We start from the raw sequence: 13,239 nt of genomic DNA, 5'->3' as shown, positions 1-13,239 counted from the left end.
TGAAATCGTAATGATTTCTGTTATACTGTTTTTTATAACTTTTTTTGATTGTAAATTCTGAATATAATCAAAAAGTAAATATGTAAATGATGGGTCATTTTTGAGAGTTCCATCGATATCTTAATAAGCCAAGTAGTGCTTAAAAACATTTAACAAACTTTAAATAGCTTTGTTATTTTTAGTAAATTATAAAACTTGGCAAAATTCTACTACAAGGGGGACTTTTATTATGAAAAAAATTGGCTTAGCTTGGCAAATATTAATTGGTCTTGTTATCGGGATCATTGTTGGCGCAATTTTTTATGGAAATCCAAAGGTTGCAGATTATTTACAACCAATTGGAGACATCTTTTTACGTCTGATTAAAATGATTGTTATACCAATCGTTGTTTCAAGTATCATTGTAGGTGTTGCTAGTGTTGGTGACACGAAAAAACTTGGCCGTTTAGGCGGAAAAACGATTCTTTACTTTGAAATTATCACAACAGTTGCAATTTTAATCGGTTTACTTGTAGCGAATATCGTAAAACCAGGTGCTGGTGTAGATATGAGTATTCTTCACAAAACTGATATAAATACTTATGTTGAAACAGCTAAAGAAGTAAAAAGTCACGGTTTTGCAGATACATTTGTAAATATCGTACCGCCAAATATTTTTTCAGCTTTTGTTGATGGGAATATGTTAGCGATTATCTTCTTCTCCGTGTTATTTGGTCTTGGTATCACAGCGGTAGGTGAAAGAGGAAAGCCAGTATTAGCGTTCTTCCAAGGAACAGCTGATACGATGTTCTACATTACAAATCAAGTTATGAAATTTGCTCCATTTGGTGTATTTGCATTAATCGGGGTTACAGTTTCAAAATTTGGACTAGAGTCTTTAATTCCATTAGGAAAATTAGTTATAACTGTTTATATAACAATGGCATTCTTTATAGTTGTAGTATTAGGTTTAGTAGCTAAAATGGTAGGAGTTAATATTTTTAAGTTTATTAAGTTAATTAAAGATGAACTGATCTTAGCATACTCTACAGCAAGTTCTGAAACAGTTTTACCAAGAATTATGGAAAAAGTTGAAAAATTCGGTGTACCTAAATCAATTTCTTCATTCGTTATTCCGACTGGGTACTCATTCAATCTTGATGGATCAACTTTATACCAAGCATTAGCAGCAATTTTCATCGCTCAAATGTACGGCATTCATTTATCAATCACTGATCAAATTTCATTAATGTTAGTACTAATGGTCACTTCGAAAGGTATCGCAGGTGTACCAGGCGTATCGTTTGTTGTATTATTAGCAACACTAGGTACAGCAGGAATTCCAGTTGAAGGTTTAGCATTTATTGCTGGTATCGATCGTATTCTAGATATGGCTAGAACAGCAGTAAACGTAGTAGGTAACTCTTTAGCAGCAGTTGTAATTGCTAAATGGGAACGTGCGTTTAAACCAGAAGTAGTGAAAAACGATAATAACGTTGCAATGTAATAAATAAAATTAGATAGATTGTAAAAAAGGAGAAGCTGATCGCTTCTTCTTTTTTTATATTAGTACATCTTTCATTTAAGTAAGAATCCAAGACAGGGTGAAGTTGAGTTTGTCCGGCAGTTAACATGGTAGATTTAAAAATAGCAGATGCAAATTACTTCACAATTGCTTATTTTTATGTTAGAATTTTCAGAAATATAGATGTGCTGAGTTTTCGTCTATGTTTATCTTCAAAAATCGAAAGCCAAAGGGAAAATAATCTTGATAACTTTGAAAGGGAGGAATGAAGAATGGATGTCAAATTTACATCAAAGGAAGTCATTACTCAGATCCAGAAGTTACATAACGAAGGTAATTCTCTACGTAAAAAAGAGGTGAAACAAAATTACCCTGATTTAATGAGGAGTGCTTTACATTATTACCCAAGTTGGCAACATGCATTAGTTGAAAGTAAAATAAGCTAAAAAATTTATTATTGAACGAAACAAACGAATGATCGATTTACTAAGTCATAACCACCAGTTAAAATGATGGTTATGACTTTTTTTATTGCACAAATAATTCCAAGTTCATTACGATGATTACTAAACAGTATCTTTAGTTAACACTTTAAGCCTAATGAATATTTCTATGCTTTAGATTGCAAATGATTGTTACCGGATTAATGCGTTTTAGAATTTCCAAGAGATGAATTAAATAGATGGTTAATCCCAGCAGTACCTGATGGAGATTATTATTTCTTTATTCAAGAAAAGTTAGTAAAGTAATAATCTTTTTAGATGATGATAAGGAAAAAGAAGTCCGACTTATGACCTGAATGAAATGGAAATTTTAGAAGTAAAGCAACAGACTGATTGAACTTTCATATATGAAATGTTTGGTACAGATTGGAAATTAAATAATTTTTGTAGTATTAAACTTAAGGCTAAAAGTTTTAAAGTCAGATTTGATTTCTATATTATATGTTTGAAACTTTTGACCTTTTTTCGCCATAAGAAAACCCCTTAAAATCAATGTTGCCCAACTGTGGGTTTTTCAACATCTACATTAAGGGGTGCAGTCTAATAGGTTCTGTTTTTATTATATTATCACTTAACAAAAACACCCCTAATTAAGTCACAGTTTTGTGTTGCTTTTCCTCTAGAAAATGATTATCTTTGATTTCTTTTTTTCTAAAATAATTTACACCAACAACTCCAGAGATAATAAGAAAACTACCAATTATATGATAATATTGAAATGATTCATTAAGATATTTAATACCTAATAGAATTGTGACAAGTGTAGATAAATTTTGAAAGATACTAATTTGAAAAGCAGGTAACTTTGATAAAGCATAATTTGAAAGATAGGATGAGCCTAATGACGAAAAAATTCCTAAATATAAGATAGCCATAATAAAATCAATTTGTTTAAAGGGCAGTATAAATTGTTGAATTGTACCATTTTTTAAATGTATAAAAAGAGCAATTGAGTTAAATACAATGAACCCTATAAAAGTAATGGTATATGTGATTGTAAATAATGAATATTGTTGAATTATTTTTTTTGTTAAAACATTATATATTGCATTTGCAAGTGCTGATAGTAAAATTAATATACTACCTAGTATACTAGGATTTATATTTTTCGCACCATTCATGTACATAATGAACATTACCCCGAGTACAGAAATGAGTATAGAAATTTTTTGTACGCCTGTAGAGGATTCCTTTAATAGTATACTTGCAAGAATTAAAGTGAAAATTGGAACCGTAGCTTGAATAACTCCTGCTTCAGAAGAGGTTGTATGCATTAGTCCAAATATTTGCAACCCGAAAAAAAGTACAGGATAAAATGTAGAAAGTAATGTAATTTTCACGAAATCTTTTTTCTTTATTTTGATTCTTTCTTTTTTAAAAAATAATATGACCGTGGCAACAATCCAAGCCATTGTAAAACGATGAGCTAAGGTATCAAGTGGTGTTGCAATTGTTAATGTTTGTTTTACAAATAAAAATGATAACCCTATGATTAATGAACAAATAGTAATAGCTAAATAAGCTTTTCTTTTATCTGTCATAAGTTTTTCCCCCTATCAATCTGAACTATTACTTTAATTTTATGCAAAGTAGTTAATCCTATCGAGGCAAAGAATGTTAATCTGTATCGGTACAGATAAGTTTGTAAACTAAGCATAAAAAGAGCAGGTTTTAAATCACCTGCTCTCCTTCTTAATAAAATGTGCTTATTTTATCTAATTCAAAACGATGATGTTCATAACCATCTGTGTCTGGTTTACCAAAAGGTACCATAGCGGTAAATGTAACATGTTCAGGTAGCCCTAAGAGTGTTCTTACTTTCTCTTGATCAAAGCCTAACATTGGGACACTAGTATAACCAAATCCTTGAATTGTTAGTAAAAGAAAGCCAAGTGCAATATTTGCTTGTGTTTGTCCCCATGCTTTTCTTTCTTCTTCACTCATCTTTTCAAATACGGAAGTAAGATTGGACACCTCAATTTGCTTTTTATCTTCAGAAATACCAGGATGAATTGTTTCTGAAATACGATTAATAGAATCAACCATATCGACCGAAATAATCACAACAGCTGGGGCTGAAGTTACTTGTGTTTGTCCATATGCTGCTTTTTGAAGTTTTTCTTTTAGTTGAATATCCTTAATAATATGGAAATGCCATGGTTGTATATTCCATGCACTGGGTGTTAATCTAACTAGGTTTAAAATTTCATTTATTTCTTCGTCTTGAATTGTTTCTTGAATAAATTTACGAATACTACGTCGTGATTCTATTGCCTCTTTTATAGTTAAAGTGCTATTAATTTTTTGACCTGACATAATGCATCTCTCCGTTTCCCTAAGTTTTGAACCAGCCGGTAATAATATTTTATCTATCATTTAAATTTGAAACATTTAAATATTTCACAACTGTACCGATACAGTTTTGATGGAATACAATTAGAAGGGGGTATTTAATGCTAAAACATGAATACGTTTATCAAACATTACTAACTCAGATTCAAGGTGGACAGTTAAAGGCGGGGACAAAAATTCCGTCCATTCGAAAATTAGCAGAACTCTTTTCTTGTAGTAAAAGTAGTATTTTAGCTGCTCTTGAGAAATTGGAAAATCAGCACCTAATTTATGCAATACCTAAAAGTGGCTATTATGTTGTTGAGCATAAAATATTTAAAGAACCATCTAAAATAAACAAAATCGATTTTGCAACTTCAGCCCCTAATTGGCATTCTTTTCCGTACCAAGATTTTCAACATTGTTTAAATAAAGCAATTGATACATTTCAATCTGACTTATTTAGATATGGTACTCAAAAAGGATTACCTTCTTTAATAAATGAGGTTGAAAAATTATTACAATCTTATCAAGTATTTGCACAAAAAAAACAAATTTTTATTACTTCTGGGGTTCAGCAAGCTCTTTTTTTACTGAGTACAATGCCTTTTTTAAATAATCGGTCAAAAATTTTAGTCGAGCAGCCAAGCTATCATATATATATGGATTTAGTTAAACTTTATCAATTACCTATAGTTGGGATTAAACGTACAATAGACGGGATCAATTTAGAAAAACTTGAAGAAATTTTTAGCGAAGGTGATATTAAATTTTTTTATACTATGCCTAGATTTCAAAACCCTTTAGGTACATCATTAAGTAAAAAAGAAAAATTAGAAACCTTAAAATTAGCTCATAAGTACGATGTCTATATTGTCGAGGATGATTATTTAGTAGACTTTGAATATACGAAGAAAAATGACCCACTTTTTGCAAATGATCTATATGGACGTGTTATTTACTTAAAGAGTTTTTCCAAGATTATGTTCCCAGGTTTACGTATAGGTATTGCAGTTTTACCTGATTCGTTAATCGAGACGTTTCAACAATTTAAAACCGTCATTGATATAGATAGTTCAATGATTTCACAGGCTGCTTTAGAACTATATTTAAAAAGTGGTATGTTTGAACATTATCAAAAAAATGTTCGAGATAAATACCTTGTCCGAGCAAAAATATTACAAACATCACTAGAAACTCATTTAACAAATTACGACTTTGCGTCTGATATCGTAATGCATAGTCATATTGTCCTGCCAAAGCAAGTTGATATGAATGCATTAATAAACCAATTAGATGAATATGATATTCTAATTGACTCTATTAAAAAAAATTATTTAGATAACTTTTATCAAGAAAGAATTTTAAAACTTAATGTTTCAAATTGTGAGCCGATAGACATTGAAAAAGGTATAAAGCAAATTTCTTACTCATTAAAAGACACTAACAATTACTTTTAATGAACAAAAACTATTGGGTACTTTTTACATTGAAACAATAAGTATATAAAATTACGTATCAAGTTATAGTATGGAATAGAGAACAGTGATCCATCATTAGAAACTATTCAAATTAATGCAACTAAACTCAGTGCGTTAGTTACATAAATAAACTCTAAAGGCTGCCTAAATAGACAGCCTCTTTTCAGTTAAAAAAACCACATTTTAATTTAACTGAACCTACATTAAAAGACAAAAAAAGACCCTCCGTACCAATTGGAACGAAGGGTTACTTTTTGAAACATTATAAATGTAAATTTAAAACCTATTTATTTTAATACACATCACGTTGGTAACGATGTTGTTTTTGCATATCTTTAAGATACGCTTCAGCTGCATCGCGATCCATCGTACCTTCTTTTTCTAAAACAGTAATAAGGGCTTCGTGGACGTCTTTTGCCATATATTCCTTATCCCCACAAACGTAGAAATAAGCACCTTTTTCGATCCATTCAAACAATTCTTTGCTATGTTCAAGCATCTTATGCTGCACATAAACTTTTTGAGCTGTATCACGAGAGAATGCAGTATCAAGTTTTGTTAATACTCCGTCTTGTTGATATTTTTCTAACTCGCTTTGATAAAGGAAATCTGACGCTGCATGTTGGTCTCCAAAAAATAGCCATGATCTGCCATTGACTTTATTGACTGCTCGTTCTTGGATAAATGAACGGAAAGGTGCAATACCTGTTCCAGGTCCAACCATAATAATATCTTTGTCTTGTGACTCTGGTAAGAAGAAATGTTTATTTGTTTGAACATAGACAGGAAGAGTATCTCCTTCTTTAACACGCTCTGAACATAAAACAGAACAAACACCTTTGCGTTCGCGTCCGTGAGCAGTGTAGCGTACAGCACCTATCGTCAGATGAACTTCGTCTGGATTCGCAGCAATACTGCTTGCAATAGAATATAGACGCGGAGTCATTTTTCTTAATAATGATACGATTTCTTGAGCAGAAGCACTCCATGGACCAAAATCACGTAAAAGATCAAGTAAATCTCGTCCATAGCAATATTCCTTAAGCTGACTTGTATTTTCAACCAAAATAAGGTTTTTCAGTTCTTCGTTTTCTGTGAATGCAGCTGCCTGTTGTAAAATCTTCTTCGATAGAAGTGTAATTTCAAAATAAGATGTAAGCGCTTCTTTTAAAGATAGTGTTTCACCTTGCTTACCAACAGTTACAACAGCCTCTTCATCCCATTTCATTTCATTTATAAGAGAAGCAACTAGTTCTGGATCATTTGATGGAATTACGCCAAGTGCATCACCTGGAACATAAGAAAGTCCTGAACCTTGTAATGATAACTCAATATGTCTTGTTTCCTTGTTTGAGCCTGTTCCATTTAAATTAATATTTTTGAGAACCTTCGCTTGAAATGGATTGGTCCTTGAAAATGGGAGTTTCTCATTTGTAGTCTCGTTTAAAGTAGATTTCATAACTCTTTACCTCCAAGAATTGTGTATATAACTAAGATAACATAGAAATGGGAATTAATGTATTAGAATCTAGGTCTTTTTTAACGTTTTCGTGCTTTTATTTTAGTCATTTGTCCAGACTTACATATTTTAAGGGAACACAACTTATCTTTAAACAGGAAATTTTTAAATATAGACTGATAATTGTAGAGGATAAATAAAATATTAGTAGTATCTAATTTATAAGCCAGCAGTTATTAATCAGTGGGAGGAAAAACTCATGAAGAGTTATTCGAAGCAAGAAAGTAGTTGGATTTTCTATGATTGGGCCAATTCAGCTTATTCTATTATTATTAGTACTGCCGTATTTCCACTATTTTATAAAGCTTCTGCATCAAAAGCTGGAATAAGTGCATCCGATTCTACTGCTTATTTAGGTTATACAATTGCAATTTCTACATTTATATTAGCTATGTTAGGTCCAATACTTGGAACAATTGCCGACTACAAAGGATATAAAAAGAAGTTCTTTTCTTTCTTTTTTACTCTCGGGGTTTCTTTTACTGCACTACTTACTTTTATTCCTAATGATAACTGGCTTTTACTGTTGATTTGTTATACGATTACAGCTATTGGTTTTGCTGGTGCGAATGTATTTTATGACGCTTTTTTAGTAGATGTGACTTCACAAGAACGAATGAATAATGTATCTGCACGAGGCTTTGGTTTTGGATATATAGGTAGTACTATTCCATTTATCATTAGTATTGCTATTATCGTATTAGCTCAGAAGGAGATCCTTTCAATTTCAACAACTCTTGCAAGTCAAATTGCCTTTCTCATAACCGCAGCATGGTGGGGCATTTTTGCAATTCCTTTGTTACGAAACGTTCGCCAAAATTATTTTATTGAACCTGAACAAAATCCTATATTAAATAGTTTTAAGAGACTAGGGAATACCTTTAAAAATATACGACAATATCGTGCTTTATTTTTATTTTTACTTGCATATTTCTTCTATATTGATGGCGTTGGAACAATCATTACAATGTCAACTGCTTATGGAACTGACATTGGAATCAGTTCAACAAATCTACTAATTATTTTGTTTGTCACACAGGTTGTTGCTGCTCCATTTGCAATTATTTATGGAAAACTTGCAGATTGGTTTACAGGTAAAATGATGCTTTTTGTTGGAATTATTATTTATATGTTTGTTTGTATATATGCTTACTTTTTAAATTCAACTTTAGACTTTTGGATATTGGCCATGCTCGTTGCCACTTCTCAAGGTGGAATCCAGGCTTTGAGTCGTTCGTATTACGCAAGACTTGTTCCTAAAGAAAAATCAAATGAGTTTTTTGGATTCTATAATATTTTTGGTAAATTTGCATCGATAATGGGACCATTATTAGTCGGTTTGACAGCACAAATTACAGGTCGTTCTAATATGGGGGTTTTTAGTTTAATTATACTATTTGTTATTGGAATTTTCTTTTTAACTCGTGTACCTGAATCTAAAAACGCAGAAGTATCAAAAACTACAACTTATTAAAAAGAGATAGAGTGTCTCCAAAAAGAATCACTTATAGGGGCACTCTATTTTTTTATGTAATCGAGGGCTTTTTTCTTTTCAAAAATGAAGAAGGGACTCCGTTTAATATTGGAGTTCTTTACCATGCAAAAAATGGATTAATTATAGAGGCAGTTATTAACAGATTTTTTAAAAGGGAAAAGATTAAAAATATAGAATATTCTTAATTATAATCAATTTTATATTTAATTACGCAACCTTTCTAAAGGAACCCGAATAAGGAGGAAAAGATGACAAATTTACTAGATTTAACAATAGGGAAACTATTAGAAGAAAAAGCGAAATTACATCCTACTCATGAGGCTGTTGTCTATGCGGATAGAGGTTTAAGGATGAATTACGAACAATTTGAAAACCATTGTAGAGAAGTAGCAAAAGGTTTGATGAGTCTTAGAATTCAAAAGGGTGATCATATCGCAATTTGGTCTTCAAATACACCAGAATGGCTTACTTCTCAATTTGCAACTGGCAAAATGGGTGGAGTTCTTGTTACAGTGAACACAAATTATCGTACAGCTGAACTAGAATATTTGTTAAAGCAATCTGATTCCACAACGATTATTTTAATGGATCAGTATAAAGATTCTTCATATATTGAAATGCTTTATGAAATCATACCAGAATTAAAGGATGCTGTTCCTGGAGAACTTCATAGCAGTCGACTGCCATCTTTACGTAATGTAATTGTCCTTGGTAAGAAAAAATATCCTGGAACTTTTTCATGGAATGAGCTTCTTTCTATTGCAAAACATACATCAGACATAGAGTTGGATAAGCGAATTGCATCAATGAGTCCATTTGATGTTATAAACATGCAATATACATCTGGAACGACTGGTTTCCCTAAAGGCGTAATGCTAACACACTCAAATATCGTCAATAATGGGTTTAATATTGCCAATTGTATGGAATTAACAAAGGCTGATCGTCTATGCATACCCGTTCCATTTTTCCATTGCTTTGGATGTGTTTTAGGAACCATGGCTTGTGTCACTGTTGGAGCAACGATGGTACCTATACAAGACTTTAGTCCAAAAAGAGTGCTTCAGACTGTACAAGATGAAAAATGTACTGGATTACATGGAGTTCCTACAATGTTTATTGCCGAATTAAATGAACCTGATTTTTCTAAATATGATTTATCAACATTACGAACTGGAATTATGGCAGGATCAAACTGTCCAATTGAAGTGATGAAGGCAGTAATCGAAAAAATGGGAATTACAGAGATAACAATTGCATATGGACAAACGGAGTCTTCACCAGTTATTACACAAACTAGAACGAATGATCCAATTGAATTACGAGTCGAATCGGTAGGTAAAGCATTACCAAATGTTGAAGTGAAAATAGTAGAACCGGGTACATCAAATGAAGTAACACGCGGGGAACAAGGTGAACTTTGCACTAGAGGTTATCATGTAATGAAGGGCTACTACAAAAATGAAGAAGCTACCCGTGCTGCAATAGACGAAGAGGGATGGTTACATACTGGAGATTTAGCGATCATGGATGAGAATGGCTATTGTAAAGTAACAGGTAGGCTAAAAGACATGATTATCCGTGGTGGAGAAAATATTTACCCTCGTGAAATTGAAGAATTTTTATATACTCACCCAGATGTATTAGATGTTCAAGTTGTTGGAGTACCTGATCATGTGTATGGGGAAGAAGTGATGGCTTGGATTATCCTTAAAGAAGGTATAAAAATTACACCAGAAGACATTCGCATGTACTGTAAAGGAAAAATCTCAAAACATAAAATTCCTCGTTATATAGAATTTATAAAAGAGTACCCAATGACTGCCTCGGGAAAAATACAAAAATTCCGACTTAGAGAGCAAGCAGTAGAAACTGCACAAAAACAAGTTTAATAGATTTGATTTAATCATTAAAAAATAGCAAAGTGAAAAAGTTAACTTTGCTATTTTTTAAGAAATAGTTGTAAGGAAAATTCAAGCAATTAATCTAATTATGTTAAAATGTGGAAACAAAAAATTTAAAGGGGATACAAAGTTGAAAATACGAAAAAAGGATTCTACATGGCAATCTTTTAAAATAATAATCTATTCTTTTACGATCGCATTAATTGTTAAGATTTTTATTTTTTCACCCTTTATTGTTCAAGGTGCCTCGATGCAACCCACCCTACATAATCATGATTACTTGGTTGTAAACAAAGCTTCTTTTCATATTTCATCAATAAATAGAGGCGATGTTGTCATTATAAAAAAACAAAATGACCCTAAGTATTATGTCAAAAGAATAATTGGTTTGCCAAGTGACAATGTTAATTTAACGAATGGACTCCTATTTATTAATGGAAAACATATATCTGAAAACTATTTAAATGACCATTTAAAAAATGTTTATAAAGAATATCTTCAATTTAATCAAGTTAAAGTACCTAACGGGTCATATTTAGTAATGGGAGATAATCGATTAAATAGTAAAGATAGTAGAAATGGTTTAGGGTATATAAAGCAGTCCGAAATAGTCGGTAAAGTTGAAGGTGTTTTTTTTCCGTTTGATCGTGTAAGAATAATACATTAAAAGGAAAAGTAAAATGGTTTAAATAGGAATAGTTGAAGCAATAAAAAAGGTTTTTCATTAAAATTTCATTTTCATTATATAAAGTAAAAAAGTAATAAAATTAATACTTACAGGTATTTTAAGCTTTATTTAAGGAAATAAATCTTAAATATAAGAATAAATTAATCAAAACTGAAAGTAGGAATATATAATGAAAAAAAGTGAAGAGCTTTTATTGGAGGAAGAAATTACTCATATTAAGAAGAATAATTGGTTATTAATGATCGTAGCGATCATCACGATACCATTCTTAGTAATAAATATGTAAAGATGTAAAGCCTGGTGTAGTTAGTTACCGGGCTTTTATGCTGTTTAAAAAGAAATTTAATTTGCCATTTTTTTATCAGATTAGAGAGTAACTCTACTTTTTCTTTTAATCTAAAATGGAAGATGACAATTTATTTGACTTCATACCTATCTGGGTATATAGTTCATTTTAACTAATGTAAAAATTTTACTTAGAAAGGAAGTATTTTTATGACTTATGATGATCAAATAAAAAATAGAGTAAAAAGAATTGAAGGGCAACTTAGAGGCATTTTAAAAATGATGGATGAGGATAAAGGGTGTAAAGATGTTATTACTCAATTATCAGCAGTTAGAGCGGCAATGGACCGTACAATTGGAGTCATCGTAAGTACAAATCTAATTGAATGTGTAAGACTAGCTGATGAAAATGGAGAAAGTGCAGAAGAGCTTGTAAAAGAAGCAGTTAACTTATTAGTAAAAAGTAGATAAAAAACATATGTGAAACGAGCACTGGTATCATATATTTGAACATCAACTTGAAAGTGGGACTTAAATGGATTTGTTCAATATTCTAATCATCGTATTAATTGCTTATTTTCTAGTACAAACTTTTCTTCCAATTAAAGGGGTTAAGCAAATTTCAACAAATGAATTAAAAAATGAATTGAAAAATAAGGAAAAACAATTCATTGATGTTAGAACTTCTGCAGAATATAAAGGAAAACATATTAAAGAATTTAAAAATATACCATTGCATTTGTTAAAGCATAATGTAATTAATCTATCTAAAGATCAAGAAACAATTATTATTTGCCAAAGCGGAATGAGAAGTAAAAAAGCATGTAAAGTTCTTAAAAAAATGGGTTATACCAATATTACAAATGTAAAAGGCGGAATGAGTTCCTGGTCTTAAAAAAGGAGAAAAATTAATGAAAGAAATTACAGCAGAAAAACTTGAAGAGCTATTAAAGAATGGAAATACAGTTAATATTATTGATGTTCGCGAGGCTGATGAAGTATCGAACGGAATGATCCCTGGAGCGACGCATATTCCACTTGGTTTAATTGAGTTTCGTATGGCTGATTTAGATAAAAATAATGAATATATCGTTGTGTGTCATGCTGGTGGGAGAAGTAGTCGAGCAGTACAATTTTTAGAAAGTCATGGTTTTAATGTTGTGAATATGACTGGCGGTATGCTTGCTTGGACAGGAGAAATTGAATAAATAAAATGCTAAAAAATTGCTTATAAAAGAGTATAAGCAATTTTTTTATTTGTATTGAAAGATCATAATATACTCATGTTCATGAGTTGGAGAAAACACAAAAATATGAAAATACCATACTTGTAACAGGTTATGATGTGTAAAGAAGCAAAAATATTGGATTTTGTAACTCAAGGTATTCATGAGTAAGTAAATAAGCAAGAAGATGAAATATAGTAACTCATAAGGTGTTCATGAGTAAAGAAAGAATCAAAAACCTAGGATTTAGTAACTCATAAGGTGTTCATGAGTAAGTAAAGAAGCAAAATATGAGATTTAGTA

General features: G+C 31.2%; 12 protein-coding genes. 9 read left to right on the top strand and 3 right to left on the bottom strand.

What is annotated here, in order from left to right:
* Window positions 1–229 precede the first annotated feature (229 nt).
* Window positions 230–1,486: a cation:dicarboxylate symporter family transporter gene (locus tag B6K90_RS20840; RefSeq protein WP_088014646.1), complete on the top strand. Its 1,257-nt coding sequence runs from the start codon at window positions 230–232 to the stop codon at window positions 1,484–1,486.
* Window positions 1,487–1,776: 290 nt separating this feature from the next.
* Window positions 1,777–1,950 (top strand): hypothetical protein, encoded by a 174-nt coding sequence (locus B6K90_RS23855; protein WP_167555447.1) that lies wholly within the window; start codon window positions 1,777–1,779, stop codon window positions 1,948–1,950.
* A 647-nt stretch (window positions 1,951–2,597) separates the two neighbouring features.
* Here the strand turns inward: B6K90_RS23855 and B6K90_RS20835 are convergent.
* Entirely contained in the window at window positions 2,598–3,548 is a 951-nt protein-coding gene (locus tag B6K90_RS20835; protein WP_088014645.1) for a DMT family transporter, read from the bottom strand.
* Window positions 3,549–3,699: 151 nt separating this feature from the next.
* On the bottom strand, window positions 3,700–4,323 hold the full coding sequence (locus tag B6K90_RS20830; protein WP_088014644.1) for a nitroreductase family protein: 624 nt from the start codon (window positions 4,321–4,323) through the stop codon (window positions 3,700–3,702).
* Window positions 4,324–4,460: 137 nt separating this feature from the next.
* Here B6K90_RS20830 and B6K90_RS20825 point away from each other — a divergent pair, with 137 nt between their 5' ends.
* Complete coding sequence (locus B6K90_RS20825; protein ID WP_088014643.1) at window positions 4,461–5,798, top strand: aminotransferase-like domain-containing protein; 1,338 nt, start codon at window positions 4,461–4,463, stop codon at window positions 5,796–5,798.
* A 313-nt stretch (window positions 5,799–6,111) separates the two neighbouring features.
* Here B6K90_RS20825 and B6K90_RS20820 read toward each other — a convergent pair whose 3' ends face one another.
* The gene (locus B6K90_RS20820; protein WP_088014642.1) at window positions 6,112–7,278 is read right to left on the bottom strand and encodes a sulfite reductase subunit alpha; all 1,167 of its coding nucleotides are present in this window, start codon (window positions 7,276–7,278) and stop codon (window positions 6,112–6,114) included.
* A 259-nt stretch (window positions 7,279–7,537) separates the two neighbouring features.
* On the opposite strand from B6K90_RS20820, the gene B6K90_RS20815 reads away from it, so the two are divergent.
* The 6 genes from B6K90_RS20815 to B6K90_RS20785 all read left to right on the top strand — a co-directional run bounded on the left by B6K90_RS20815 (window position 7,538) and on the right by B6K90_RS20785 (window position 12,918).
* Window positions 7,538–8,812 carry an MFS transporter gene (locus B6K90_RS20815; RefSeq protein WP_088014641.1) on the top strand — a complete coding sequence of 425 codons (1,275 nt, stop codon included), beginning with the start codon at window positions 7,538–7,540 and terminating at the stop codon, window positions 8,810–8,812.
* A gap of 269 nt (window positions 8,813–9,081) precedes the next feature.
* Window positions 9,082–10,725 (top strand): AMP-binding protein, encoded by a 1,644-nt coding sequence (locus tag B6K90_RS20805; protein ID WP_088014639.1) that lies wholly within the window; start codon window positions 9,082–9,084, stop codon window positions 10,723–10,725.
* A gap of 142 nt (window positions 10,726–10,867) precedes the next feature.
* Window positions 10,868–11,404 carry a signal peptidase I gene (gene lepB, locus B6K90_RS20800; protein ID WP_167555446.1) on the top strand — a complete coding sequence of 179 codons (537 nt, stop codon included), beginning with the start codon at window positions 10,868–10,870 and terminating at the stop codon, window positions 11,402–11,404.
* Window positions 11,405–11,920: 516 nt separating this feature from the next.
* Window positions 11,921–12,181, top strand: coding sequence for a metal-sensitive transcriptional regulator (locus B6K90_RS20795; RefSeq protein WP_088014637.1), 261 nt, complete (start codon window positions 11,921–11,923; stop codon window positions 12,179–12,181).
* 64 nt (window positions 12,182–12,245) lie between these two features.
* Window positions 12,246–12,605: a rhodanese-like domain-containing protein gene (locus B6K90_RS20790; RefSeq protein ID WP_088014636.1), complete on the top strand. Its 360-nt coding sequence runs from the start codon at window positions 12,246–12,248 to the stop codon at window positions 12,603–12,605.
* Window positions 12,606–12,621: 16 nt separating this feature from the next.
* Window positions 12,622–12,918 carry a rhodanese-like domain-containing protein gene (locus B6K90_RS20785; protein ID WP_088014635.1) on the top strand — a complete coding sequence of 99 codons (297 nt, stop codon included), beginning with the start codon at window positions 12,622–12,624 and terminating at the stop codon, window positions 12,916–12,918.
* Window positions 12,919–13,239 lie beyond the last annotated feature (321 nt).

The organism is Gottfriedia acidiceleris (assembly GCF_002128425.1).
GTDB lineage: Bacteria > Bacillota > Bacilli > Bacillales > Bacillaceae_G > Gottfriedia > Gottfriedia acidiceleris.
This window is presented reverse-complemented; position numbering and strand designations above follow the sequence as displayed.